The organism is Roseovarius sp. (assembly GCF_027019125.1).
Taxonomy (GTDB): domain Bacteria; phylum Pseudomonadota; class Alphaproteobacteria; order Rhodobacterales; family Rhodobacteraceae; genus Roseovarius.
The window spans coordinates 87,255-113,877 of record NZ_JALUXE010000034.1; the positions used below are offsets into that span (position 1 = coordinate 87,255).

Consider the following 26,623-nt stretch of genomic DNA (forward strand, 5'->3'; position numbering starts at 1 on the left):
GCGGCTCAATTCATGGAACTTCCGATGATCCTCAAGCCAGAGGCGGTGCGCGTTTTGTCAGGGGCAACCAGCAAGAAGCGTCTGATACATGAACTCGGCAATATTGCCGAAGCCGCCTATGGCGTGTCCCATTCCGCAGCCGTCGAGGCCCTGCTGGAGCGTGAGAGCCTTGGTCCGACAGGTGTCGGCCATGGCGTCGCGCTCCCGCATGCCCGGCTGGATGGGCTGGATCAGGTGGTGGGCGTTCTGACGTTGTTGGAAAAACCGATCGACTTCGACTCGGTGGATCGGCAACCGGTGGATTTGGCCTTTGCGCTCTTTGCACCAATTGATGCGGGCGTTGAGCATCTCAAGGCGCTGGCGCTGGTGTCGCGCACCCTGCGCGACCCAGGTCTGCGGGCCAAGCTGCGCTCCAACACCGATCCCTTGACGCTCTACACCATCGTCACCGAGGCGCAGGCGGTGCAAGCCGCCTGACGCCTGTCTCGGGCGAACGGCCGCCCTCAGACCAGCCGGTCGCCCGGTTCTTTTCCCGCGAAAAATGCATCGAGATTGTCGAGCGCACGAAAGCCCATGGCATCGCGCGTGGCGCGGGTCGCGCTGCCGATATGAGGCAGCATGAAGACATTCTCATGCGCCGCAAAGGCCGGGTTGCCGCCCGGCTCTACCTTGAAGCAATCAAGACCGGCAGCGGCGATATGGCCGGATTTCAGAGCCGCCAAGAGCGCATCCTCGTCGATCAGCGCGCCGCGGGCGGTGTTGACCACAACAGCCCCCGCAGGCAACAGCGCAAGGCGCTCAGCGTTCAGCAGATTGGTCGTGTCGGGCGTGGCCGGGCAATGCAGCGACAGGAAATCCGCCACTTCTAGCAGACTCTCCACATCGGCATGAAAAACGGCACCGTGTTCCTCGTCAGGCGCAAGCCGCGTGCGGTTGTGATAATGGATTTCCATGTCAAAGCCGCGCGCCTTGGCGGCAAAGGCACGGCCCACACGCCCCATGCCGATGATCCCCAGCCGTGCGCCGGTCATCTGCTTGCCCACCATGAAAGAGGGCGACCAGCTATCCCATTGCCCCTGCCGCACGATCCGGTCTCCTGCGACCGCGTGCCGTGCAGCCCCCAGCATCAAGAGCATGGCAATCTCGGCGGTGGCGTCGGACAGCACATCTGGCGTGTTGGTGACGACGATTCCAGCGGCCTTGAGCGCCGCCAGATCGCAATGATCGACCCCAACCGAGTGGTTGGCAACGATCTTGAGCCTCGGATCGAGCTGCGCCACCACCTCGGCGCTGAAATGCTCGGAGTGGCACGGGATCATCCCGTCAACCTTGGCGCTCATGGCGATGATCTCTGCGGCGGTGCCAGGGGTATCCGCTTCGTTGACGATCACCTCATAATCACGCCGCGCGCGGGCCAGCGTGGCGTCCGAAAGACGGCGCGGAATCCAGAGGACTTTCTTGGTCGTCATGTCAGCTTTTGTTCTTGCTCGATGTGACGAAGTCATAGCCGGCAAGCCCTGCGGTCAGAATGACCACGGCCCACAGATCCAGCGTGCCGACCTTTGCCGCGAGGATGTAGAGAAAAGCGGCCAGGACCGCGAAGGCAAAGATCGCCAGAATTCTGTTCATGTCGTCATCCTTTTCTCATGCTGTGGCCTCGGACAGCCAGCCCGTGAACCAGTTTGCGTTGCGCAAGAGCCGCGCGTCATTGCCGCGCGCGGCAACAAGTTGCACGCCCATCGGAAGGCCATTCTCCGCCGTAAAGGCAGGCACCGTGATCGCCGGCGTGCCGGTCAACGTCCAAAGCCCGTTGAAAATGGCATCGCCGGTATACTCCAGCCCCTCGGGTGCGGGGCCCGTGGCGGCGGGACAGAGGATCGCATCACAGCGCTCAAAAATCTCGTCCAGCCCGGCATAGAGCACATCGGCCCAGTCGAGTGCCGCAAGATAGTCGCGGGCGAGCGTGGCATTGCCCGTTTTCAACGCCTCTTGCGTGCGCGGCCCAAGCGCGTCGATGGATTTGCCATAGCGGTAATAGTATTTCGCCATTTCCGCGAAATTGATCCGCGCCCGCACCTCTGCCGCCTCATCAAAGGCATTGGGCAGGGGCGCTTCGAACACCTGTTCGCCCAACGCCTCGATCAGCTCGTCAAAGGCCGCGTGCAACTGCGGATCGGCCTTGTCCCAGCCCGGCGGGCGGACAAAGGCAAATACCGGCTTGAGCGGCGGCGCGGAGGTGGCCACCGACAAGAGCGGCGGCACAGGGGCAGGCGTGGTCGCAGGGTCGCCCGCGTCGTGGCCCATCAGCACCTCAGCCAATAGCGCCGCATCGGCGGGCGTGCGGGTAAACACCCCAAGCGTATCAAGCGTGGGCGATTGCATCAAAACGCCTGTGCGCGGGATCGCGCCAAAGCTGGGCTTGAACCCTGTCACACCGCAATAGGACGCCGGGCGGATCACCGAGCCGCCAGTCTGCGTGCCAACCGCGAGCGGCACCATGCCATCCGCTACTGCCGCAGCAGAGCCCGAAGACGAACCGCCGGGCGTATGGGCGGGGTTGAGCGGATTGCGGGTGGGGCCGGCATGCATATAGGCAAGTTCCGTCGTGATCGTCTTGCCCATGATCACGGCGCCAGCCGCCTTGAGCCGCGCAACGATGGCAGCGTCCTTGATGGGGATGCGCCCCGCATCCAGCGGACAGCCATTCTCCGTCGGAATTTTCGCGGTGTCGATGATGTCCTTGAGCGCCACCGGCAGGCCGTGCAGCGCCCCGATGGGGCGCCCGGCCTGTCTTTGTGCATCAAGCGCCTTGGCCTGTTGACGGGCAAAATCCGCATCAAACCACGCCCAGGCCCTGATCTCGGGCTCGCGCGCCTCGATCCGGGCGATGCAGGCCTCGACCAACTCGACCACGCTCAGCGCCCCCGAGGCCAGACGCGCACGCAGGGCGCACGCATCCAGCATCAGGATATCGGCCTTAATTGCCATACATCAGCTCCGGCAGATAGAACACGATCTGCGGGAAGATATACATCAGGGCCATGGAGATGAAGACGCAGAAGAGGAACGGCATGACGCCCGAGAAAATCTGCGTAAGCTTGATCTCTGGCGGGGCGATCCCCTTGAGATAATAGGCCGACATCGCCATTGGTGGTGTCAAGAAACTGGTCTGCAGGTTCAGCGCCACCAGAATGCCGAAGAAGAGCGGATCCACTTCGAAGAATGCCAGAAGCGGCAAGAAGATCGGCACGAAGATGATGATGATCTCGGACCATTCAAGCGGCCAGCCCAGCAGGAAGATGATGAGCTGCGCCAGCAGCAGGAAGGCCAGCGGCGAGAGGTTCAGCCCCTGCACGAAGTCAGAGATGATATGCTCGCCACCGAGATAGGAGAACACCGCCGAGAAGGTGTAGGAACCGACGAAAAGCCAGCAGACCATCGCCGTGGTGCGCACAGTGAGATAGACACTCTCGCGCATCCGCTGCCAGGTCATGGCGCGATAGACGAAGGCGAGGAAGATACCACCCAACGCGCCGATCGACGCCGCTTCGGTCGGGGTCGCAAGACCGAACAGGATCGACCCAAGAACCGCGAGAATAAGAAAGGCCAGCGGCACAAAGGACGTCACGATCATCAGGAAAAGCTGCATCTTGGGGATGTCAGGAATTTCATCTTTGCTCGGCTTGGGCGCCACGGACGGCTGAAGGATCGCCCGACCGATCACATAGACCAGGTAGAGCCCGACGAGCGTGAGCCCCGGCAAGAGCGCCGCCGCGTAAAGCTTGACGATCGAGACGTTGGACGCCGCCGCATAGACGATCAGCATGATCGAGGGCGGGATGAGAATGCCCAGCGTGCCACCGGCGCAAATGATCCCGCTTGCAAAGGACGGATTATACCGCGCCTTGAGCATGGCAGGCAGCGCCAGAAGACCCATGAGCGTCACCACGGCCCCCACGATGCCGGTGGCCGTTGCAAACAGCGCACAGGTCACAAGAGCCGCCACGCCCATCGAGCCCGGCATGTTCTTGGCGGCAACATTGAGCGTCGAGAAAAGACGGTCCACGATATTCGCCCGCTCGACGATGTAGCCCATGAACAGGAACAGCGGCACGGCGGTGAGAACCTCGTTCGACATCACCGTATAGGTCTGATTGACGAAGAGGTCGAATATTCGGTTGTTGAAGAACCCCTCGAACCAGAGACTCCATTGGTCCCAGGCTCCGGCATCCTCGCCCAGCCGGTTAAAGCTGCGCCACATGCGGCCAGCGTCGAAATAGGCGTAGTAACCAAAGCCGATCCCCATGGCCATGAGGGTAAAGGCGATGGGAAAGCCCAGAAATACGAAGATAAGGAAAAGGCCCAGCATCATCAGGGCGATTTGCGGATCGGTCATGGATGTGCGTCCTTTTCGGCCTCGGCGGCCTTTTGCATCAGCAGGTCTTCGGTCTCGAAGACGTCTTCATCGGCCTTGAGCCATTCATTCGTGCGCATGCAGTGAATGCAGCGGCACACTTGGGCAATGCCCTGGATGAAGAGAAGAATTCCGGCGGCGACGATCACGGTCTTGAACTGATAGATCGGGATGCCTGCGGGGCTGTTCACGGACACCTCGGCATAGGACCATGACCGCGCGGCATATTTCCAGCCCGCGGCGATGAGCGCGATGATCCCCGGAAAGAAGAACAGAATGTAGAGAACCAGATCGACCTTGGCCTGATTGCGTGGCTGCCAGAGGCGATACAGAAAATCACCCCGCACATGTCCACCGCGCGACAGGGTATAGGCCCCGCCCATCATGAAGAGCGTGCCATACATGATGAAAGACACATCCAACGACCACGCGGTCGGGTTGTTGAAGACATATCGCACCACCACTTCATAGCCGGTGCCAAAGGCCATCAGCACAATCAGCCAGGCAAACGCCTTGCCGAACCAGGCCGACAGGTTGTCGGCGAAACGTATGAAACCGATCACACGGAGCCCCCTCTGTTTGAAAGCGGCCCCGGCGTTTCCTGCGCCGGGGCCCTGGATTTTCCGGTTGTTACACCGTGATTACAACTTGAGCTTGCCGGGGAAGTAATGATCGTAAGCAAGCGCGTAATCGGGTGCGTTCATCAACTCGTAGAACGTCACGTCCTGAACCCATGCACGCTGGCTGTCGAGGCACTTCTTCATGAACGGGTCTTCTTCGAGAACCGGGATCAGCTTGTCCCACGCCTCGATCTGGCCGTTCAGGATGTCCGTGGACGTGCGGTGCACGGTGACGCCTGCCTCTTCCTGCAGCCACTTGAGGTCGGCCGAGTAGCGACGCATCGCCTTGGCGGTGTTGGCGGTCGAAGCGGCCTCCACACCATATTTCAGGATCGCGCGCAGATCGGGATCAAGGTCTTCCATGGTGAGCTTGTTGAACAGGAATTCAAAGCTCTCGGACGCCTGGTGGTACGAGGACAGGTAGTAGTTCTTGGCCACGTCATGCGCACCGAAGTCTTTATCCGACGACGGGTTGTTGAATTCGAACGCGTCGATCACGCCACGCTCCATCGCGGGAACGATCTCGCCACCCGGAAGCTGCGCCACAGACATGCCCATCGACTGCAAAAGGTCAGCCGCAAGACCGACGGTGCGATACTTGAAGCCCTGCAGATCGGCGACGGTGTTGACCTCACCCTTGAACCAGCCAAAGGGCTGCGCGAACATCGGGAAGCCGAGATAACCATCGACTTCCATGCCGAGGATATCGTTCACCAGCTCGTCATAGAGCGCCTTGCCGCCACCTTCGTAGAACCAGCTGAGCATCGTGGTGGCCGAGCCGCCGAACACGGGCCCGGTGCCAAAGAGCGAGGCCGCCTTGTTCTTGCCGTACCAGTACACAGGCACCGAATGGGCAATGTCGAGCACGCCGTCGTTCACGGCATCGAGCACCTGGAATGCAGCCACGACCGCGCCCGCGGGCAGCACGTCGATCTTCAGGCGGCCACCGGACATCTCCTCAACCCGGTCGGCGTAATCCTGTGCAAATTCTTGCCAGATATTGCCCGATCCCCAGGATGTCTGCATCTTGAGCACCAAGGGCGCTTGTGCCAACACCGCCGGAGCCGCGAGCGCGCCCGCAGCAACGGCCGGCGCCCCGACCGCCGCGCGGCGCAGGAACGAGCGCCGATCCATCTTCGACTTGCTTGTCATTGTAGTCCTCCCAATAAATCTGTTGCGTCTGTTCGCATCGGATGGCGGGCAAAGCATATCCCCCACGGGCGATTCGAAGCCCTGTTTCCGCCACACGCGCCCAATCGTAACGCTTATGTGAGCAAAGGCAAGCATTCTGGTAAGATTAATTTACCAAATTGGCTTGATTTCCTGTTCAATAAGACAGTTTTGCGGGCCAGCCCATGGACCACGCGCGCCGATGCGCCTTGCACGACCCCGCCCGCTTTGATTTAACCGCTGCAATTGTCCCGCCGGAGGCCACCCATGGTCGATATCGCCACCCGTGTGCATAATCACAAATGGAAGATCGACCCGATTGTCCGATCCCTGATCGACACCGATTTCTACAAACTCTTGATGTGCCAATCGGTGTTTCGCCGGCGCCCCGATACAACCGTCACCTTTTCGCTGATCAACCGCAGCAGCGCGATCCGTTTGGCCGACCTCGTGGATGAGGGCGAGTTGCGCGAACAACTGGATCATATCCGGTCCCTGTCGCTCTCGCGCGGCGAGAGCACATGGATGCGCGGCAACATGTTCTACGGCAAGCGCAGCATGTTCACGCCCGAATTCATGGATTGGTTCGAGGCGCTGCGCCTGCCGCCCTATCACCTGGAAAAACGCGACGGGCAGTACGAGCTGACATTCGAGGGCAAGTGGCCCGAGGTGATGCTCTGGGAAATCCCGGCGCTGGCCGTGCTGATGGAATTGCGGTCGCGCGCGGTGCTGCATCACCTCAAGAAATTCGAGCTTCAGGTGCTCTATGCCCGCGCCATGACCAAGCTTTGGGAAAAGGTCGAACATCTGCGCCCCATCGAGGGGCTGCGCATCGCCGATTTCGGCACAAGGCGGCGGCATTCATTCCTGTGGCAGGATTGGTGCGTGCAGGCGATGAGCGAACGGTTGGGCAACCGCTTTGTCGGCACGTCGAATTGCCTGATCGCCAAGAACCGCGATCTCGAGGCGATCGGCACCAACGCCCATGAACTGCCCATGGTCTATGCCGCCCTCGCCGAGGATGATGCAGCACTGGCGCGCGCACCCTACGAGGTTCTGTCCGACTGGCATGAAGAGCATGATGGCAACCTGCGCATCATCCTGCCCGACACCTATGGCACCAAGAGGTTTCTGGAGAAGGCGCCGGACTGGCTGGCGGGCTGGACCGGCATCCGCATCGATTCCGGCGCGCCCGAAGAGGGGGCGGAAACCGCGATAAACTGGTGGAAATCGCGCGGCGAGGATCCGCGACAGAAGATGGTGATCTTCTCCGATGGTCTGGATGTGGACCGCATCATCGCATTGCATCAGCGGTTTTCGGGGCGGGTGCGCTGCTCGTTCGGCTGGGGCACGCTCTTGACCAATGATTTCCGAGGGCTCACGCCGGATGATGCGTTGGCCCCGTTTTCGCTGGTGTGCAAGGCCGTCGCCGCAAACGGGCGTCCCACGGTCAAGCTGTCGGACAACCCGCGCAAGGCGATGGGACCGGCCGATCAGATCGCCCGCTACCAGCGCGTCTTTGGCCTCGGCGCACAGGAAGAGTTCGAGGTTATCGTCTGACGTCTGACACGGAGGTAATGCGCATGGACCTCTGCCACAGAACACGAATGCAAAGGCCTGCGCGCCAGTGGCAGATGCGATGACCCGGCGGCTGGGCCGACGCGCGGTTCTGGCGGGGCGAGAGGCAGCGCAGGCCATTCTCAAGGACGGATGAGCCCCGCCACCTGTCGGCCGATCACCCCAATCGCAGGCCCGTGGCGCGATCGAAAAGGTGCATGTTCTCGGGCTTGATACCGAGGCGCAGGATCTCTCCACCATGCGCAACCGTATGGACGCCAGGCAGGCTTGCGGTAAACCCTTGGCCCGCTTCCAGCTTGCCGTGCAACAGCGTGTTGGCCCCCAGAGGCTCGGCAAGCTGCACCTGCATCGCAATCGGCCCCTCGGGATCGGGCACAAGATGCTCTGGCCTGAGCCCCAGCATCACAGGCCCCCGATGACCCGTCGGATTGGGCAACCGGGCCGCCCCCAGCCAGAGCGCGCCCTCCCGCCCCTCACCTTCCAGCACATTCATCGACGGACTGCCAATGAACTGCGCCGCAAAGAGCGTGGCAGGACGCTCGTAGACATCCAGAGGCGTGCCGATCTGTTCGGCGCGGCCTGCATTCATCACGATCATGCGGTCCGCCATGGTCATCGCCTCGACCTGATCATGGGTGACATAGAGCGATGTGATGCCGAGCTTGGCCTGCAACTCGCGGATCTCCAGACGCATCTGAACCCGCAGCTTGGCATCGAGGTTGGACAAGGGTTCGTCAAAGAGAAACACCGACGGCGCGCGCACGATGGCACGCCCCATGGCGACACGCTGGCGCTGACCGCCCGAAAGCTGCCGGGGCTTGCGATCCAGCAACTCGGTCAGTTGCAGGAGTTTGGCCGCATCCTGCACCTTGGCCGCAATCTCGGCCTTGGGCAGTCCCGCGATCCTCAGGCCATAGCCCATGTTCTGCGCCACGCTCATATGCGGATAGAGCGCGTAGTTCTGAAACACCATGGCGATGTCGCGATCCATCGGCTCCAGATCATTGGCGCGGCGATTGCCGATGCGCAACTCGCCCTCGCTGATCGTCTCAAGCCCCGCGACCATGCGCAGGAGGGTGGATTTGCCACAGCCCGAAGGGCCGACGATAACAATGAACTCGCCATCCGCCACGTCGAGGCTGACACCCTTGATCACCTCGGTCGGTCCAAAGCGTTTCTTGATATTGTCGAAGGTTACGGTTGCCATTGGGTCTATTTCTCGCTGTCCACGAGGCCGCGGATAAAGAGTTTCTGCATCGAGATGACCACCACCACCGGCGGGATCATCGCAAGGATCGAGGTGGCCATGATCACCGGCCAATCGGCCACGTCATCGCCCGATGGAAACATCTGGCGGATGCCCATGACGATGGTGTTCATCGACGGATCCGTGGTGATCAGAAGCGGCCACAGATACTGGTTCCAGCCATAGATGAACAGGATCACGAAAAGCGCGGCGATATTGGTGCGGCTCATCGGCAAGAGGATATCGCGAAAGAACTGCATCGGGCTGGCGCCATCAACGCGCGCCGCCTCGGCCAGCTCATCCGGCACGGTAAGAAAGAACTGGCGAAACAGGAACGTCGCCGTGGCCGACGCGACAAGCGGAAAGATCAGCCCCTGATAGCTGTTGAGCATGCCAAAGCCCGCGATCACCTCATAGGTCGGCACGATGCGCACCTCGACAGGCAGCATCAAGGTGAGGAAGATCAGCCAGAAGAACATATTGCGCCCCGGAAAGCGGAAATAGACGATGGCAAAGGCCGAGGTGAGCGAGATGATGATCTTGCCCACGGCAATCCCCACCGCCATGATCAGCGAGTTGCCCAACATGCTCAGCACCGGCACATTGACACCCGAGAAAAGGGCAGCGGTGTAATTCTCGATCAGCTGGTCGCCGGGCCAGAGCGGCATCGGCGGGCGCACGATTTCCGGCTGCGTCACGGTCGAGGCAACGAAAGCCAGCCAGATCGGAAAGAAAATCACGAGCACCCCCGCGATCATCCCCAGATGCGTCAGCCACAAACCCAGACCGCGCCGCTCCACCATGCCTGTGATCTCGCGCGCCATCAGTAATGCACCCGTTTCTCGATGTATTTGAATTGCAGCACCGTGAGCAGGCCCACGACCACCAGCAGGATCACCGATTGCGCGGCGCTGGACCCCAGATCCTGACTGACAAAGCCATCGGAAAACACCTTGTAGACGAGGATCGTCGTGGATTGCTGCGGTCCACCGGCGGTGATGGTGTGGATCACGCCGAAGGTCTCGAAGAACGCATAGACGATATTGACCACCAAGAGAAAGAAAGTGGTCGGCGACAGGAGCGGCAGCACGATGGTAAAGAACCGCCGCCAAAAGCGCGCGCCGTCGATGGCAGCCGCCTCGATGATCGAGCGGGGCACGGCCTGAAGCGCGGCAAAGAAGAACAGGAAATTATAGCTGATCCGCCCCCAGGCAGAGGCGGCGACGACCAGCCCCATCGCCTCGGTCCCGTTCAGCACATGGTTCCAATCATAGCCCAGTTGCCCCAGATACCACGACACCACGCCCACGCGGGTGTTGAACATGAACATCCACAGCACCCCCGCGACGGCCGGGGCCACGGCATAGGGCCATATGAGCAGCGTGCGATAGGTGCCCGCCGATTTCACCAGCCGGTCGGCCATGACCGCCAGAAAGAGCGCCGGGATCATCGACGCCAGCGTGACCAGCGTGGAAAACACCGCCGTGGTCACAAAAGACGCGCGGTAATAGGGATCGCCAAGCAGGTATTCGAAATTCCCCAGCCCCACGAATTGCGACGACAGGCCGAAAGGATCAGGAATAAAGAGCGACTGCCAGACCGCCTGCCCCGCCGGATAAAAGAAGAACACCGCAGAGATGAACACCTGCGGAGCGATCAGGCAGAGCGGCAAGAGCCAGCCCTTGAAGGTGACACGTTTTTCCATGCGCGGTCAGGGGCCGGTTGCCCGGCCCCGCCCTTGTCTCAGCGATTGGCTTGCTCGAAACGGCGCAGCAGTTGATTGCCGCGCTCCACCGCCGTATCCAGCGCCGCCTGCGCGTCCTTGTCGCCGGACCAGACGGCCTCCAGCTCTTCGTCGATGATCGCCCGGATCTGATCAAAGGACCCAAGACGCAACCCCTTGGAATTCTCGGTCGGCTCCTTGCTGGTCATCTGGATCACGGCAATATCCGTGCCGGGGTTGGCCTCGTAGAACCCCGCCGCGCGCGTCACCTCGGCAGCGGCAGAGGTGATGGGCAGATAGCCGGTGTTCTGGTGCCATTGCGCCTGCACCTCGGGCGAGGACAGGTAGTTGAGGAACGCGGCGGTGGCCTTGTATTCCTCGGGCTCATGCCCGGCCAGCACCCAGAGCGACGCGCCGCCGATGATGGTATTCTGCGGCGCACCCTCAACCCCATCCCAATAGGGCAAGGGACGGATCTGAAAATCGAACTGTGCCTCGGCCTTCACACCGGCATAGCCTGCCGAGCTTTCGGTGAAGAGGGCACAGTTTCCGGCGCGGAAATTGGCCCCGGCTTCGTTGCGGCGACCGGCATAGATGAATTTGCCGTCCTGCGCCCATTCCCCCAGCTTCGAGATATGCTGCACCTGGAGCGGTCCGTTGAACACAAGTTCCGTGTCCAGACCGCCAAAGCCATTGGCCTGCGTGGCAAACGGCACATTGTGATAGGCCGAGAAGCTCTCGAGATGCACCCAGCTCTGCCAGGAGGTGGTGTAGGGACAGGCATGACCCGCCTCTTTGAGTTGGCCCAGCACCACATCGACATTTTGCCATGTGCTGAGGTCCGTCTCGGGGTCGATCCCCGCCCCTTCCAGCGCGTCGCGATTCACATAGAGAACCTGCGTCGAAGAGTTGTAGGGCAGCGAGAGCATTTGCCCCTCGGCGGTGGTGTAATAGCCGGTAACGGCAGAGAGGTAGGCATTGGGATCAAAGGGCAGACCCGACTCGGCCATGACCTCGTAGACCGGCTTGATTGCCCCTTTGGCAGCCATCATGCTTGCGGTGCCAACCTCGAAGACCTGGAGGATTTGCGGCTGTTCGCCCGCGCGGAACGCGGCGATCCCGGCATTCAGCGCCTCGGAATAATTGCCTTTGGGCGTGGCCGTGACCTTGTAATCGCTCTGCCCGGCGTTAAAGCCAGCAACCTGTTCATCGAGCAATTCGGCCAGCCGCCCCGTGAAGGCGTGCCAGAATTGAATCTCGGTCTGCGCGGCGGCGGTGAGTGGGGCAAGGGCCGTGGTGGCCGCAAGAATGGCGCCAAAAGCGAATTTAGACATCTGATCCTCCCTGTGGAACGCGTGCCCGGATCATCCTGTCCAGCCGCGTCTTGCGCGGTCAAGCTACACGTAAAACGCGAACAGGCAACCGTAGTAACGGCTGCCTGTGCAAATTTCACCAAACTGTTATGAACCGGATCAGCCCAGGGTGATGGGTGTCACCAGCCCTTGTTCACGCGCCAGCTTGGCCGCGACCGAGGCCACGGCAAGATCCTGAAGCCCGACGCCCGTGCCGTCAAAGAGCGTGATTTCCGTCTCCGACGCGCGCCCGCCATGGGTGCCGTTGATCACAGCGCCGATGGGGGTGATGTCGCCTTCGGCAATCAGGCCCTTGCCCACCGCATGCTGTGCCTCGCCGATGGTGATCGACTGCGCGATCTCATCGGCAAAGACCGTGGCACGGGTAAAGAGCGCCGGATCGACCTCTTGCTTGCCCTTGGTGTCGGTGCCCATGCAGGCGATATGCGTGCCGGGCTTGATCCAGTCTGCCATCATCAGCGGCTCAAAGGCTGAGGTGATCGTGATGATCACATCGGCTTGCGCACCGAGCTCCTCTTGCGTGACCGCCTCGAACTCCAGCCCCAGCTCTTTTGCCACGGCACCGAGACGGGGCAGCATGTCGGGATGCGGGTTCCATGCCACCACCTTTTCGAACGCGCGCTGCTCGACGGCGGCACGCAATTGGAAGGTGGATTGATGTCCAGCACCGACCATGCCCAAGACTTTCGAGTCCTTGCGCGCGAGATGGGCGATCGAGACCGAGGACGACGCCGCCGTGCGAATGGCGGTCAGGTAATTGCCGCCCACCAGCGCCGAAAGCCGCCCGGTATCGGGATCGAACAGGAACACGGTGGACTGATGGTTGGTCAGCCCCTTGTCCATATTGCCCGGCCAATAGCCCCCGGCCTTGAGGCCCAGCGCCAGGCCAGAGCGGTCAAACCCACCCTTGAAGCCATAGAGCGCATCGGCATGACCGATCGCCTCGCGGACCACCGGAAAGTTATAGGCATCGCCGCTTGCCATCGCGGCAAACACCGCCTCGACCGCGCCAAAGGCGTCCGCCCGGCTGATGATTTTCTGGCAGATTTCCTCGCCGACGATCACGAAACCGTCGGCGGCCACCTGTTGTTGGGTATTCATCATGCCAGCCCTTAGTAGGCCCGGCCGCGTGCCGACACCGGCCAAACGCTTTCGACCTTGCCGCCCCGCACGCCGACATACCAGTCGTGCACGTTGCAGGTCGGATCGCAGTGACCCGGCACAAGGCGCAGCTTTTCATTGACCTTGAGCACGCCATCGGGATCGGACACAACGCCATGCTCGTCCGAGCATTTGACATATTGCACATCCGTGCGGCCAAAGACGAAGGGCAGGCCCGAGTCGACCGACTGCGCCTTGAGACCCGCGTCCACAATGGCCTTGTCAGCCTTGGCATGGCTCATGACAGAGGTCAGGATGAACAGCGCGTTTTCCCATTCGCCCTGGTCGATGCGCTTGCCGTCCTTGTCGAGGATGCGCCCATAATCGGCATCCATGAAGGCATAAGAGCCGCACTGAAGCTCGTTGTAGACGCCCGAATTACCTTCGAAATAGTAGCTGCCGGTGCCGCCGCCGCCGACGATGTCGCACTCAAGCCCCTCGGCCTTGAGCGCATCAACGGCGTCCTTGACCATGGCCACGGCGATGTCGATCTTCGCCTTGCGGTCCTCGTACTTGTCCATGTGCTGCATCGCGCCCTGATAGGCCTGGATGCCCGCGAATTTAAGGCCCGGTGCCGCGTCGATCGCCTTGGCGATCTCCACCACGGCGGGGGTTGTCGTCACACCGCAGCGCCCAGCGCCACAGTCGATTTCAACGAGACATTCGATCTGGGTGCCATGCTTTTGCGCCGCCGCCGACAGGTCGGCGACATTGTTAAGATCGTCAACGCAGCAAATGGTGCGCGCGCCGAGTTTCGGCATGCGTGCCAGACGGTCGATCTTGGCCGGGTCGCGAACCTGGTTCGAGACCAGAACGTCCTTGATCCCGCCACGGGCAAAGACCTCGGCCTCGCTGACCTTTTGACAGCAAACGCCGCAGGCGCCACCAAGGCTCTCCTGCAACTTGGCCACGTCAACGGATTTGTGCATCTTGCCGTGCACGCGGTGACGCACGCCATGCTCCTTGGCCCAATCGCCCATCTTCTTGATGTTCCGCTCCAGCGCGTCGAGATCAAGGATCAGGCACGGCGTCTGGATTTCGGATTCGTCCATGCCGGGCAGCGCGGGGATGTCATAGCCTACCTCGTAGGCGTCGAGATTGATCGTGTCTTTCATCAGAGGTCCTCCCAGAATTCGGGTTTTTCAGTTACGGCGCGCGGGGGTCGCGCGCCGCTTGGAATTGGTCACTTGATCCACGGCAGCGTGTCGAGATCGACATTGCCACCCGTGATGATCACGCCGACGCGCTTGCCCGCGAAAACCTCGCGGTTCTTGAGGATGGTGGCAAGAGGCACCGCGCAACTTGCCTCGATCACGATCTTCATCCGCTTCCAGGTGAGCTTCATCGCGTCGATGATTTCCTCTTCGCTGGCGGTCAGGATGTCGGTCACATTGTGGCTCACGAAATGCCAGGTGTTTTCCTTGAGCGGCACCTTGAGACCATCGGCCACGGTATCGGGCGCGTCATCGGCGATGATATGGCCCGCCTTGAAACTGCGATAGGCGTCATCGGCCTGTTCGGGCTCTGCTGCGTAGATCTCGACATGCGGCGCGATGTTCGACAGCGTAAGACAGGTGCCCGACACCATGCCGCCCCCGCCGATGGGGGCGATCACGGCGTTCAGCCCCTCAACCTGCTCCATCAATTCGAGCGAACAGGTTCCCTGCCCGGTGATGACGCGCAGGTCATTGTAGGGATGCACGAATTCCGCGCCGGTTTCGGCCTGCACCTTGGCGAATACTTCTTCGCGGCTGGAGGTTGACGGCTCGCATTCCGTGATGATCCCACCATAGCCGCGCACCGCATCCTTTTTCGCCTGCGGCGCGGTGCGGGGCATCACCACATGACAGGGAATGCCCCGCCGCCCGGCGGCATAGCTGAGCGACAGCGCATGATTGCCAGAGCTGTGGGTCGCCACGCCCATCTTGGCCATCTCGTCGGTCAACCCGAACACAGCGTTCGAGGCACCGCGCACCTTGAAGGCGCCCGCCTTCTGAAAGTTCTCGCACTTGAAGAACAATTCCGCCCCGGTCAGCTCATTCAGATAAGACGAGGTCAGCACGGGCGTGCGGTGGATATAGGGTTTGATCCGCTCGTGCGCGGCGCGCACATCGTCGATCGTCAGGTCGCTCGGACTACGTTGATCCAGCATTTGGTCTTCCTTTCACGCGGCTTTTTCGGCCAAAACGGGCTTGGCGGTCGAGCGATAGTACTCCTGCGCCGCGATCACGCCAGACCCCATCTTAACGGGGTAATTTAGATCCGCCATGGCCATTTCAAGCGTAGCGAGACCCGAGAGCATCATCGACTCGGTCAGGCTGCCGAGGTGGCCGATGCGGAAGGCGCGGCCATTCATTTCGCCCAAGCCGACACCAAAGCTCATGCCGTAGGTCGAGAACACGCGCTCGGTCAGACGGTTGCTGTCAAAGCCTTCGGGGACGAAAACCGCGCTGACCGTATCGGAATACAGATCTGGCGTCTGCGCCACCAGTTTCAAGCCCCAAGCCGCAACCGCGCGGCGCACACCCTCTGCGATGCGGGCATGGCGCGCATAGACATTGTCCAAGCCTTCCTCGAACAGCATGTTCAGGCTTTCGGCCATACCATAGATCAGTTGCAGCGGCGGCGTATAGGGATAGCCGCCCTTGGCATTCGACCCCATCATATCACGGAAATCAAAGAAGGTGCGCGGCAATTTCGCGGTTTCCATCATGGCCAGCGCCTTGGGGCTGGCGGCCAGGATGGCCATGCCGGTGTTGAGCATGAACCCCTTTTGCGAGCCGGAGACAGCAATATCAACGCCCCAGGTGTCCATCTCGAAGGGCATCGAGCCCAACGAGCTCACGCAATCGACCATCAGCAGCGCCGGGTGCTTGGCAGCCTTCATCGCGGCCCGAACGGCGGCAATGTTGGACACGACGCCGGTCGCGGTCTCGTTATGGGTGACGAGAACGGCCTTGATGCTGTGGTCCTTGTCGGCCGTCAGCGCCTCTTGGAAACGGTCCGCGGGTGCGCCGCTGCCCCAAGGGCATTCGATGATCTGAACATCCAGCCCATGCCGCTGACACATGTCGATCCAGCGATGGCTGAACATGCCATAACGCGCCACCAGAACCTTGTCGCCGGGGCTGAGCGTGTTGGTGATCGCCGCCTCCCAGCCGCCTGTGCCGGACGCGGGAAAGGTGATGATCTCACCCTTGTCGGTGCCAAAGACCGTCTTGCAGCCCTTGAGAACCGGGGCAAGCGTGTTGACGAAAGCGGGCGAGCGGTGATCCTGCGTCTGCACCTGCATGGCACGACGGAGCCGGTCGGGAATATTCGTGGGGCCGGGGATGAAAACCGGGTTCTGATCTGACATTGCACCATCCTCCTCTGAGATAATGGTAATATGGAGAACGCGACCCCGCTTTGCAATTTTCTTGAAAGGTATTTTCATTTTATAAATTAAATATTCAAGCGCATGATTTTATTTGATTTTCATTTTTCCAAATCCATTTTCAGGAAATGCGTGAAAATATTTTTTATTCTGCATACAATCGCCTACCGAGTGAACCAGCAAGGGAATCACCACCATGATCCAGACCAAGCGCGCGCGCGGCCGCCCGAAATCCCAATTCGCAGAGAGCAGCGCCGGCACCATGCAGGCGCTGGATCGGGCGCTATCGGTGCTGACCGCCGTGGCGCGGCAAGAGGGGGTGAACCTCACCGATCTGTCGCTCAGCCTCGGGATTCCCACCGCCACGACGCACCGTATCCTGACCACCCTGCAAAAGCGCGATTTCGTCCGCTTCGACGAAGAGCGGCAGGATTGGACCATCGGGATCGAGGCCTATCGCACCGGCGTTGCCTATCTCAAGCGCACCAATCTGGCCGATGCGGGCCGCCCGGTCATGCGCCGGTTGATGGAGCAAACCGGCGAAACCGCGAATCTCGCGGTGCCGGACGGGGCCGAAGTGGTCTTTATCGGACAGGTCGAGACTCAGAACCCGATCCGCGCCTTCTTTCCGCCCGGATCACGCACCCCGATGCATGCATCCGGCACCGGCAAGGCGATTCTGGCGGCCTTGCCCGAGGATCGTCTGATGGCGTTGCTCAAGGGCGCAGGCCTCAAGGGGTTTACCGAAGAAACCCTGATCACCCCGCGCGCGCTTTTCGACGATCTTGCGGAAACCCGCGCGCGCGGCTGGTCCTTTGACCGCAACGAGCGGTATGACGGCATGTCCTGCATCGGGGCCGCGATATTCAACGACCGTGGCGAACCCTGCGCCGGGGTGTCCATCTCTGGCCCCAGCAGCCGGTTCCATGATGCGCAGATTTCGGAATTCGGCGCGGCCGTGGCACAGGCGGCGGCCCAGATCACCCATCTGATCGCGGGCAAGGTCGTGGCTATTTCTGAAACAGCCGGGTCGCGTTGAACAGCTCGTCCAACTGCTCATAACGCTCACGGGTTGCGGGCCAACGTTCTTCCTGCACGGCGGCAATCAGCGCCTCCAACAGCATCATGGTCGAGATGTTGGAATCCCATGCCGAAGGGATTTCGACCCAACAGTTGAAGGTATGCGTGGCAAGCTCTGAAATCGGGCTCATCCACTGATCGGTGATAAGCACCACGCGCACGCCGCGTTCGGTGGCGATCTCGGCCAGCCGCATCAGGCTGGTTTCATAGCGACGAATATCGAACATCAGCAGGGTGTCACCCTTGACCATGTCGAGCACGTAATGCGGCCATGTCGCCGAAGACGAGGTCATATGCGTGACCCGACCGCGCACCGCCTGAAAATGGGTAAAGGCGTAATCGGCCAAGGCCCGTGTGATTCGCCCCCCCACCAGATAGAGCCGCCCATCGGTATCGGCCAAAAGGCGCGCGGCCGCGTCGAACTGCGCGCTGTCGATATTGGCAAAGGTCTGTTCGATGTTCTGCGTCACTGCCTGCGCAAAGCGATTGAGCGAATGGGTGGCAGGCGCCTCGGAGGCCCAATTGGCGCGGCGTTGCGTCGGGCCGGATACCTTGGCCTCCAACTCTTTCAACAGCGCCTGATGGAATTGCGGATACCCCTTGAAGCCCAGCTTCTGCACCATGCGCGCGATCGTCGGCGTAGAGACACCCGCATTCGCCGCGACGATGGTGATCGAGGCCAGGCCCGCCGCTGGATAACTGTCCAAGAGCGCCTGCGCGAACTTGCGCTCGGATTGGGTGAGGGCACTGTAATGCGCGCGGATCAGGTCGCGCACGGTTGTCGGAGGCTTGGTCACATCGCGGCTCCTGAACGGGTGCTGTCGAAACAGGCAGGCCGGATCTTATTCCGGGGATGCCCGCTGGAAATATATTGACACAAATTTCCTCATGTGGAAACATTTTTACAAATGCCGCAGGGGGGCGCATGACAAACGATCTGCACCGGGATGATTCTGACGTGGTCGAAGTGATCGACGCGCAGGCCACTGGCCCGGCGTTGATCCTGTGCGAACATGCGTCGAACTTCATCCCCGCGCGGTTTCAGGGCCTTGGGCTGAGCGCCGAGGCGCAGCAGAGCCATGCCGCCTGGGACCCCGGCGCGCGGGCCGTGGCGCTGACCCTGGCCAGCGCGCTCAATGCGCCGCTGGTGGCGGCCAGGGTGTCGCGCCTTGTCTACGACTGCAACCGCCCTCCCGAGGCGGCAAGCGCCATGCCGGACCGCTCTGAACTGATCGAGGTGCCCGGCAATCGCAACCTGACCGAGGCAGAGCGCGCCGACCGGGCAGCGCAGGTCTACGCGCCGTTCTGCCGCGCTGTCGGTCAGGTGATCGCCGCGCGCAAGGCGGCGGGGCTGGCCACCGCGCTGATCACAATGCACAGCTTTACCCCGGTCTGGTTCGGCACCCCCCGCGCCTGCGAAATCGGCATCCTCCATGACAAGGACACGCGGCTCGCCGATGCCATGCTGGCCGAGGCGCACCGCCTGCCCCATCGGGTGATCCGGCGCAACGATCCCTATGGCCCCGAAGATGGCGTGACCCACTCCTTGAAACTGCACGGGCTGGCGCATGACCTGCCCAATGTGATGATCGAGATCCGCAATGACCTCTTGCAAGATGCCGCCGCCGAGGCGCGCATGGCCGACGAGATGCTGACCTTGCTGCGCCCGGCGCTCAGCCACTTGGCCGAGACGACAAAAGGAGGCGCACATGCTTAGAACCATGCGCGCCTATATCCGCATCATCGACGCGATGAACCGCTTTATCGGGCGGATCGCGATGTATCTGATTTTCGCGCTGGTCGGGGTGCTCTTGTGGTCCTCGGTCTCCAAGACATTCTTTAGCCCCGCACTCTGGACGCTGGAGACAGCGCAATTCGTGATGGTCGCCTATTACGTTCTGGGCGGGCCCTATTCGATCCAGATGGGCAGCAATGTGCGGATGGACCTGTTCTATGGCGATTGGTCGAACCGCACGCGCGCCATGGTCGATGTGATCACGGTGTTCTTTCTGCTCTTCTACCTTGGCGTCCTGCTCTATGGCGGGATCAGTTCGACCGCCTATTCCCTGGGGTATTTCGGAACCGAACCCATGGCGTTTTTCGGGGATCTCCTGCGAACGCTCCTGACCGAAGGCCTCGAGGCCGCACGCGCCAAGATCGGCGTGCTCGAGCGCAGCTCGACCGTCTGGCGCCCCGTGATCTGGCCGATCAAGACGATCCTCGTCTTCGGCGTTTTCCTGATGCTGTTGCAGACACTGGCAGAGCTGTGTCGCGACATTCTGCGGCTGCGCGGCGAGGAGGTACCAAGTGTCCTATGAAATGATCGCGCTCTTCATGTTCGCGACCATGATGGTGATGCTCTTCACCGGGCAGCGCGTCTTTGGTGCCATCGGCTTTGTTGCGGTCATCGCGGCGCTGTTGCTCTGGGGCGACCGGGGCGGGTTCGATATCGCCTTTGCCTCGGCGATCAAGCTGATGAACTGGTATCCGCTGCTGACGCTGCCGATGTTCATCTTCATGGGCTACGTGATGAGCGAGAGCCGCATCGCCGACGACCTCTACAAGATGTTCCACGTCTGGATGGGACCAGTGCGCGGCGGGCTTGCCATCGGCACGATCGGCCTCATGGTGCTGGTGTCGGCCATGAACGGCCTCAGCGTGGCAGGCATGGCGATTGGGGCCACGATTGCCCTGCCAGAACTGCTGCGGCGCGGCTATGACAAGATCATGGTGACAGGCGTCATTCAGGCGGGGTCGAGCCTTGGCATCCTCGTGCCGCCCTCCGTCGTGCTGGTGCTCTATGCGATGATCGCACGACAGCCCGTGGGCCAACTTTGGCTCGCGGGGATCATGCCGGGGCTGCTGATGGCCGCGCTCTTTGTCATCTACATCTATGTGCGCTGCCGCGTGCAGCCGCATCTTGGTCCGGTCCTGCCACCGGACGAGCGCACCATGCCTCTCGGCGAAAAGCTGAGACTGCTGCGCGCCGGTCTGCTGCCGCTGTTCATCTTCGTGGCGATGATGGTGCCCTTCGTCAACGGCTGGACCAGCCTCGTCGAAAGCTCGGCCATCGGCGCGATGACGGCCTTCATGGCCGCCGTGCTCAAGGGGCGGATGACAAAGGCCGTGTTTGAAACCTCGGTGCGCATGACGCTTGGCATTTCCTGCATGTTCATGTGGATCATCCTTGCGGCCCTCGCCTTTGGCGCGGTGTTCGACGGGCTGGGCGCGGTCAAGGCCATCGAGAGCCTGTTCACCGAAAAGCTTGGGCTTGATCCGTGGGTGATCCTGATCCTGATGCAGCTCAGCTTCATCGTCATGGGCACATTCCTCGACGATACGGCCATGCTCGTGATCGTGGCTCCGCTCTATGTGCCGCTGGTGGGCGTGCTCGGCTTTGATCTCATCTGGTATGGCGTGCTCTACACCATCACCACGCAAATCGCCTATATGACGCCGCCCTTTGGCTATAACCTGTTCCTGATGCGGGCCATGGCCCCGCCCGAAATCACCCTGCGCGACATCTATCGCTCGATCCTGCCCTTCGTGCTTGTCATGATGCTGGCACTGGCCCTTGTGATCATCTTTCCGCAGATCGCGCTCTGGCTGCCGCAGCTGGTTTATGGATGACGAAATAACCCCAGAACTCCACCAACGGAGCAAACTTCACAGAGCAACCAACAGGAGTATCAAGACATGACCACCAGAAGAAAGTTTCTCACCACCGCCGGGATCGGTGCCGCGGCGACGCTGGCAAGCCCCGCCATCGTCAAGGCACAAGCCCCGATCAAGTGGCGGATGCAGACCTATGCCGGCGGCGCCTTGGGTGAACACGTGACCAAACCGATGGTCGATTACGTCAATTCCGTCGCCAATGGCGAGATGGAGATCGAGCTGTTCTATGCCGATCAGATCGTGCCCACCGGAGAGCTGTTTCAGGCGCTTCAGCGCGGCACCATCGACGCGGTCCATTCCGATGACGATTCGATGGCCTCGCCCACGCCGCTGCGGCAGTTCGGCGGCTACTTCCCCTTTGCCACCAAGCATATCCTCGACGTGCCGGTGCTCTTCAACCAATACGGCCTCGCCGACATCTGGCGCGACGAATACGCCAAGGTTGGCGTGCAGTGGATTTCCTCGGCAGGACAGGACCCCTGCAACTTCAACACGAAAAAGGAAATCAAGTCTGTCGCCGATCTTGACGGGCTCAAGCTCTATACCTTCCCCACGGCCGGGCGGTTCCTGGCCAAGTTCGGCGTCGTGCCGGTCAACATCCCCTATGCGGATGCCGAAGTGGCGGTGCAAACCGGCGAGCTGGACGGCATGGCATGGTCGGGTATCACCGAGGATTACACCGTCGGCTGGGCCAATGTGACCGATTACTTCCTGACCAACAACATCTCGGGGGCCTGGATCGGGTCCTGGTTCGTGAACCAGAAGCAATGGTCCGATCTGCCCGATCACCTCAAGCAATTGGTGATGGCCGCAACCGAAGCCAGCCACACCTACCGCAACCAGTGGTACTGGGGCGGCGAAGCGCGCCTGCGCGCGCGCGGCGACAAGCTGGAACTGCGCACGGTGCCCGCCGATGAATGGGCCGAAGTCGAGAATGCCGCCAAGGAGTTCTGGACCGAGATCGCCGCAGAAGGCGAGATCGAGGCAAAGATCGTCGGCATCTTCCGCGAGTATAACGAGGTGATCAACAAGGCCGGTCCTCCCTATACCAACGGCTGATCGCCCCACGATGACACCGCCCGGCCCCGTTCAGACGCGGGGCCGGGTCACGTAAAGACACCCGCCGAATACCGATGTAATACCGACGCGATACCGCATGAAAAACAAGGACGCCGCCATGGCCCTCAGTCTCGAAGATCTCAAATCGAAGGTTGCCGCCGGCACGGTCGATACCGTGCTCGTTTGTCTCGTGGACATGCAGGGGCGGCTCATGGGCAAACGATTTCACGCAAGCCATTTTGTCAACAGCGCCTGGGAAGAAACCCATTGCTGTAATTACTTGCTGGCCACCGATCTGGAAATGACCACGCCCGAGGGCTTTGCCGCCACAAGCTGGGAGCGCGGCTATGGCGACTATGTGATGAAACCCGATCTGAGCACGCTGCGCCCGATGCCGTGGCTCGAAGGCACGGTGATGGTGCTCTGCGATGTGCTCGATCACCACACCCATGCGCCGGTCCCCCATAGTCCCCGTGCCATGCTCAAGGGGCAATTGGCGCGGCTTGATGCCATGGGCTTTGACGCGATGATGGCAACGGAACTCGAGTTCTTCCTGTTTGAGAAGAGCTATGACGAAATCCGCAAATCCGGCTATCGCGACCTCACACCGCTGGCGGGCTATAACGAGGATTACAATATCTTCCAGACCACCAAGGAAGAGCATGTAATGCGGCCCATCCGCAATCATCTCCATGCCGCCGGTCTGCCCATCGAAAACACCAAGGGCGAGGCAGAGGCAGGGCAAGAAGAGCTCAACATCAAATACGCCCCGGCGCTCGATACCGCCGACTACCACACCATCGCCAAACACGCGATCAAGGAGATTGCGTGGCAACAGGGGCACGCGGCCAGCTTTCTGCCGAAATGGGATCACCGGCGCGTCGGCTCATCCAGCCATGTGCATCAGTCGCTCTGGCAGGATGGCAAACCGGCGTTCTTCAATCCCGAGGACAGTCTCGGGATGTCGCAACTGATGAAACATTACATGGCTGGCCTGCTGAAATACGCGCCCGATTACACCTATTTCCTCGCCCCCTATATCAACAGCTACAAGCGGTTCCAGAAGGGCACCTTTGCGCCCACGCGCATCCTGTGGTCGGTGGACAATCGCACCGCAGGGTTCCGCCTTTGCGGCGAAGGGTCCAAAGCGGTGCGCGTGGAATGCCGCGTGGGCGGTTCGGATCTCAACCCCTATCTCGCCATGGCGGCGATGCTGGCGGCGGGCATCAAGGGCATCGAGGACAAGCTGGAACTGGCCCCGCCCGCGACCGGGGATGCCTATAGCGGCGAGAGCGGCCGCATTCCCGAAACGCTGCGCGATGCCTATCGCACGCTGAAAGACTCGCAATTCCTGCGCGACACCTTTGGTGATGAGGTCATAGATCACTATGCCCGCGCCGCGGAGGTCGAGATCGAGGATTTCGACCGCGTGGTCACGGATTACGAGGTGGCGCGCGGTTTCGAGCGGGCCTGAGCGCCGCGCGCTCGGACTTGAGTACTTGTTGAACGATGAAAGGACGGGCGTCACGCCCGCGATCAAGGATGCGATCATGCAGACATTGAAATGTATCTCACCCATCGACGGATCGGTCTATGCCGAGCGTCCCGTGCTGTCCTTGGCTGCGGCGCAAGCGGCGGCTGAACGGGCACGCACAGCGCAGTCGGCATGGGCGGCGCGCCCCTTGCAAGAGCGCATCCAACTGGTGATGGCCGGTGTCGCCGCCGTGGGGGCGATGAATGACGACATCGTGCCGGAACTGGCGCATATGATGGGTCGCCCGGTGCGCTATGGTGGGGAATTCCGCGGCTTTAACGAACGCGCCAGCCATATGGCAACGATTGCCCAAGGCGCGCTGGCCGACATCGCCGTGGGCGAAGATGCCACCTTCCTGCGCTATATCAAACGTGTGCCGCATGGCGTGGTCTTTGTCGTGGCGCCGTGGAACTATCCCTACATGACCGCGATCAACACCGTGGCACCCGCGCTCATCGCGGGCAACACCGTGGTGCTGAAACACGCGACGCAAACCCTCCTCGTGGGCGAGCGCATGGCGCGCGCATTCCACGAGGCAGGCGTGCCCGAGGATGTGTTCCAGAACGTCTTTCTCGATCACGACACCACGTCGGCGCTGATCGCAGGCGGTGCCTTCAACTTCATCAACTTCACCGGCTCGGTCGGTGGCGGGCGCGCGATGGAGCGGGCGGCAGCGGGCACCTTTACCGGGCTTGGTCTGGAACTTGGCGGCAAAGACCCCGGCTATGTGATGGAGGATGCCGATCTGGACGCAGCGGTTGAGACGCTGATCGACGGGGCGATGTTCAATTCCGGGCAATGCTGTTGCGGGATCGAACGCATTTATGTGCACCAGAGCCTCTATGATGCCTTTGTCGAGAAATCCGTGGCGCTGGTGAACACCTACAAGCTGGGCAATCCGATGAACGCTGAAACCACCATTGGGCCGATGGCGAATGTGCGCTTTGCCGCAGAGGTGCGCGCACAGGTGGCTGAGGCGCTCGAAATGGGGGCCAAGGCGCACATCGCCACCATGCCCGAGGATGACGGTGCGGCGTATCTCACGCCGCAAATCCTGACGAATGTAACCCACAAGATGCGCGTCATGCGCGACGAAAGTTTTGGCCCCGTCGTGGGAATCATGCCCGTCGCCTCGGATGACGAAGCCATCGCGCTGATGAATGACAGCGAATTTGGCCTGACCGCCAGCCTTTGGACCGCCGACGTCGCCCGCGCGCAGGCGGTGGGCGACCGGATCGAGACCGGCACCGTATTCCTCAACCGTGCCGATTATCTCGATCCCGGTCTCTGCTGGACCGGCTGCAAGAACACCGGGCGCGGCGGCGGTCTCTCGGTGATCGGCTATCACAACCTCACGCGCCCCAAATCCTACCATCTCAAGAAGGTGACGAAATGACTCTGACTGCCAACTGGTCCTATCCGACCGCGATCAAATTCGGCGCTGGCCGGATTGCCGAACTGCCCGCCGCCTGTGCGCAGGCCGGGATCAAACGCCCGCTTCTCGTGACCGACAAGGGTCTTGCGGGCTTGCCGGTGACGGCCGGCACGCTCGACATTCTCGACGCCGCGGGCCTTGGCCGCGCGATGTTCTCAGAGGTCGATCCCAACCCCAACGAGATCAACCTCGAGGCCGGTGTCGCCGCCTACAAGGCGGGCGGGCATGACGGCGTGATCGCCTTTGGCGGCGGTTCGGGTCTCGACCTGGGCAAGATGGTCGCCTTCATGGCCGGGCAGACGCGGCCCATCTGGGATTTCGAGGATATCGGCGATTGGTGGACGCGCGCGAATGCCGATGCCATCGCACCGATCATCGCCGTGCCCACCACCGCCGGGACCGGATCGGAGGTGGGGCGCGCCAGCGTGATCACCAATTCCGTGACCCATGCGAAAAAGATCATCTTTCACCCCAAGGTTCTGCCGACGGTCGTGATCTGCGACGCCGAGCTGACGGTCGGGATGCCGAAATTCATCACCGCAGGCACCGGGCTTGACGCCTTTGCTCATTGCGTCGAGGCTTTCTCTTCGCCCCATTACCACCCGATGTCGCAGGGCATAGCCCTTGAGGGCATGCGCCTTGTGATCGACTACCTTCCGCGCGCCTATGCCGATGGCACGGACCTCGAGGCGCGCGCCCAGATGATGAGCGCCGCCGCCATGGGCGCCACCGCGTTTCAAAAAGGTCTCGGTGCCATCCACGCCATGAGCCACCCGATCGGAGCGCATTTCAACACCCACCACGGCACCACCAATGCGGTTTGCATGCCCGCCGTTCTCGACCTCAACGCCGATGTGATCCGCGACCGGTTTGACCGGGCGGCAGGGTATCTTGGAATTGAGGGCGGCTATGATGGATTCCGCGCCTTCGTGCAGGACTTCAACGACAGCCTCGGCATCCCGCGCCGCCTGAGCGATCTGGGCGTGACCGAGGCCGCGATCCCCGACCTCGTCCGCGATGCGCTGACCGATCCGAGCTGTGGCGGCAACCCGGTGACCCTGACCGAAGCCAACCTGACAGCGCTGTTCCGGGCGGCTCTCTGACGGCCGATTTCATCTGGCCCAAAATACCTCAGGGGGTTTGGGGGACAGCGTCCCCCATCCCTTCCCCAGCCCACGA

25 protein-coding genes are annotated in these 26,623 nt (G+C 61.5%); 10 read left to right on the top strand and 15 right to left on the bottom strand.

From position 1 onward, the window contains the following. Positions 1 to 12: 12 nt before the first annotated feature. Positions 13 to 477 carry a PTS sugar transporter subunit IIA gene (locus tag MVC20_RS16760; RefSeq protein ID WP_297543460.1) on the top strand — a complete coding sequence of 155 codons (465 nt, stop codon included), beginning with the start codon at positions 13 to 15 and terminating at the stop codon, positions 475 to 477. Positions 478 to 503: 26 nt separating this feature from the next. On the opposite strand, the gene MVC20_RS16765 is transcribed toward MVC20_RS16760, so the two are convergent. From MVC20_RS16765 to MVC20_RS16790, 6 genes are all read right to left on the bottom strand, one after another. Then, positions 504 to 1,469 (bottom strand): D-glycerate dehydrogenase, encoded by a 966-nt coding sequence (locus tag MVC20_RS16765; RefSeq protein ID WP_297543462.1) that lies wholly within the window; start codon positions 1,467 to 1,469, stop codon positions 504 to 506. Between the two features lies 1 nt (position 1,470). After that, positions 1,471 to 1,629 carry a hypothetical protein gene (locus tag MVC20_RS16770; protein ID WP_297543464.1) on the bottom strand — a complete coding sequence of 53 codons (159 nt, stop codon included), beginning with the start codon at positions 1,627 to 1,629 and terminating at the stop codon, positions 1,471 to 1,473. A 15-nt stretch (positions 1,630 to 1,644) separates the two neighbouring features. Beyond that, the gene (locus MVC20_RS16775; RefSeq protein ID WP_297543466.1) at positions 1,645 to 2,988 is read right to left on the bottom strand and encodes an amidase; all 1,344 of its coding nucleotides are present in this window, start codon (positions 2,986 to 2,988) and stop codon (positions 1,645 to 1,647) included. Then, positions 2,978 to 4,396: a TRAP transporter large permease subunit gene (locus MVC20_RS16780; protein ID WP_297543468.1), complete on the bottom strand. Its 1,419-nt coding sequence runs from the start codon at positions 4,394 to 4,396 to the stop codon at positions 2,978 to 2,980. Before MVC20_RS16780 ends, MVC20_RS16775 begins: the two co-directional genes overlap by 11 nt. Further along, entirely contained in the window at positions 4,393 to 4,977 is a 585-nt protein-coding gene (locus MVC20_RS16785; protein WP_037275850.1) for a TRAP transporter small permease subunit, read from the bottom strand. Before MVC20_RS16785 ends, MVC20_RS16780 begins: the two co-directional genes overlap by 4 nt. Positions 4,978 to 5,055: 78 nt before the next feature. After that, a complete protein-coding gene (locus MVC20_RS16790) occupies positions 5,056 to 6,186 on the bottom strand; it encodes a TRAP transporter substrate-binding protein (protein ID WP_297543471.1) in 1,131 nt (376 codons plus the stop codon). A gap of 285 nt (positions 6,187 to 6,471) precedes the next feature. On the opposite strand from MVC20_RS16790, the gene pncB reads away from it, so the two are divergent. After that, positions 6,472 to 7,764 (top strand): nicotinate phosphoribosyltransferase, encoded by a 1,293-nt coding sequence (gene pncB / locus MVC20_RS16795; RefSeq protein ID WP_297543473.1) that lies wholly within the window; start codon positions 6,472 to 6,474, stop codon positions 7,762 to 7,764. Between the two features lie 175 nt (positions 7,765 to 7,939). On the opposite strand, the gene ugpC is transcribed toward pncB, so the two are convergent. The 8 genes from ugpC to bhcA form a co-directional block, all read right to left on the bottom strand. After that, on the bottom strand, positions 7,940 to 8,989 hold the full coding sequence (ugpC, locus tag MVC20_RS16800; RefSeq protein WP_297543475.1) for a sn-glycerol-3-phosphate ABC transporter ATP-binding protein UgpC: 1,050 nt from the start codon (positions 8,987 to 8,989) through the stop codon (positions 7,940 to 7,942). A gap of 5 nt (positions 8,990 to 8,994) precedes the next feature. After that, on the bottom strand, positions 8,995 to 9,831 hold the full coding sequence (ugpE, locus tag MVC20_RS16805) for a sn-glycerol-3-phosphate ABC transporter permease UgpE (RefSeq protein ID WP_297544229.1): 837 nt from the start codon (positions 9,829 to 9,831) through the stop codon (positions 8,995 to 8,997). 20 nt (positions 9,832 to 9,851) lie between these two features. Beyond that, positions 9,852 to 10,733: a sn-glycerol-3-phosphate ABC transporter permease UgpA gene (ugpA, locus tag MVC20_RS16810; RefSeq protein WP_297543477.1), complete on the bottom strand. Its 882-nt coding sequence runs from the start codon at positions 10,731 to 10,733 to the stop codon at positions 9,852 to 9,854. 38 nt (positions 10,734 to 10,771) lie between these two features. Continuing rightward, positions 10,772 to 12,085 (bottom strand): sn-glycerol-3-phosphate ABC transporter substrate-binding protein UgpB, encoded by a 1,314-nt coding sequence (ugpB, locus tag MVC20_RS16815; RefSeq protein WP_297543479.1) that lies wholly within the window; start codon positions 12,083 to 12,085, stop codon positions 10,772 to 10,774. A gap of 138 nt (positions 12,086 to 12,223) precedes the next feature. Beyond that, positions 12,224 to 13,228: an iminosuccinate reductase BhcD gene (gene bhcD, locus MVC20_RS16820; RefSeq protein WP_297543481.1), complete on the bottom strand. Its 1,005-nt coding sequence runs from the start codon at positions 13,226 to 13,228 to the stop codon at positions 12,224 to 12,226. 8 nt (positions 13,229 to 13,236) lie between these two features. Next, positions 13,237 to 14,400: a 3-hydroxy-D-aspartate aldolase BhcC gene (gene bhcC / locus MVC20_RS16825; protein ID WP_297543483.1), complete on the bottom strand. Its 1,164-nt coding sequence runs from the start codon at positions 14,398 to 14,400 to the stop codon at positions 13,237 to 13,239. 68 nt (positions 14,401 to 14,468) lie between these two features. After that, a complete protein-coding gene (gene bhcB, locus MVC20_RS16830) occupies positions 14,469 to 15,437 on the bottom strand; it encodes a beta-hydroxyaspartate dehydratase BhcB (RefSeq protein ID WP_297543485.1) in 969 nt (322 codons plus the stop codon). A gap of 12 nt (positions 15,438 to 15,449) precedes the next feature. Beyond that, entirely contained in the window at positions 15,450 to 16,643 is a 1,194-nt protein-coding gene (gene bhcA / locus MVC20_RS16835; RefSeq protein ID WP_297543487.1) for an L-aspartate--glyoxylate aminotransferase BhcA, read from the bottom strand. A gap of 214 nt (positions 16,644 to 16,857) precedes the next feature. Here bhcA and bhcR point away from each other — a divergent pair, with 214 nt between their 5' ends. After that, positions 16,858 to 17,700: an HTH-type transcriptional regulator BhcR gene (bhcR, locus tag MVC20_RS16840; protein ID WP_297543488.1), complete on the top strand. Its 843-nt coding sequence runs from the start codon at positions 16,858 to 16,860 to the stop codon at positions 17,698 to 17,700. Here bhcR and MVC20_RS16845 read toward each other — a convergent pair. Then, positions 17,672 to 18,538: a MurR/RpiR family transcriptional regulator gene (locus MVC20_RS16845; RefSeq protein ID WP_297543489.1), complete on the bottom strand. Its 867-nt coding sequence runs from the start codon at positions 18,536 to 18,538 to the stop codon at positions 17,672 to 17,674. The genes bhcR and MVC20_RS16845 overlap by 29 nt on opposite strands. A gap of 128 nt (positions 18,539 to 18,666) precedes the next feature. Here MVC20_RS16845 and MVC20_RS16850 point away from each other — a divergent pair, with 128 nt between their 5' ends. The 7 genes from MVC20_RS16850 to MVC20_RS16880 all read left to right on the top strand — a co-directional run bounded on the left by MVC20_RS16850 (position 18,667) and on the right by MVC20_RS16880 (position 26,547). Then, entirely contained in the window at positions 18,667 to 19,458 is a 792-nt protein-coding gene (locus MVC20_RS16850) for an N-formylglutamate amidohydrolase (RefSeq protein ID WP_297543490.1), read from the top strand. Further along, complete coding sequence (locus MVC20_RS16855) at positions 19,451 to 20,059, top strand: TRAP transporter small permease subunit (RefSeq protein ID WP_297543491.1); 609 nt, start codon at positions 19,451 to 19,453, stop codon at positions 20,057 to 20,059. The genes MVC20_RS16850 and MVC20_RS16855 overlap by 8 nt, the downstream gene beginning before the upstream one ends. Further along, on the top strand, positions 20,049 to 21,371 hold the full coding sequence (locus MVC20_RS16860; protein ID WP_297543492.1) for a TRAP transporter large permease subunit: 1,323 nt from the start codon (positions 20,049 to 20,051) through the stop codon (positions 21,369 to 21,371). The genes MVC20_RS16855 and MVC20_RS16860 overlap by 11 nt, the downstream gene beginning before the upstream one ends. Positions 21,372 to 21,437: 66 nt before the next feature. Continuing rightward, positions 21,438 to 22,475: a TRAP transporter substrate-binding protein gene (locus tag MVC20_RS16865; protein ID WP_297543493.1), complete on the top strand. Its 1,038-nt coding sequence runs from the start codon at positions 21,438 to 21,440 to the stop codon at positions 22,473 to 22,475. Between the two features lie 118 nt (positions 22,476 to 22,593). Further along, a complete protein-coding gene (locus MVC20_RS16870) occupies positions 22,594 to 23,949 on the top strand; it encodes a glutamine synthetase family protein (protein WP_297544231.1) in 1,356 nt (451 codons plus the stop codon). A 73-nt stretch (positions 23,950 to 24,022) separates the two neighbouring features. Then, complete coding sequence (locus MVC20_RS16875) at positions 24,023 to 25,405, top strand: aldehyde dehydrogenase family protein (RefSeq protein ID WP_297544233.1); 1,383 nt, start codon at positions 24,023 to 24,025, stop codon at positions 25,403 to 25,405. Next, entirely contained in the window at positions 25,402 to 26,547 is a 1,146-nt protein-coding gene (locus tag MVC20_RS16880) for an iron-containing alcohol dehydrogenase (protein ID WP_297543494.1), read from the top strand. Before MVC20_RS16875 ends, MVC20_RS16880 begins: the two co-directional genes overlap by 4 nt. The last annotated feature ends 76 nt before the right edge of the window (positions 26,548 to 26,623 follow it).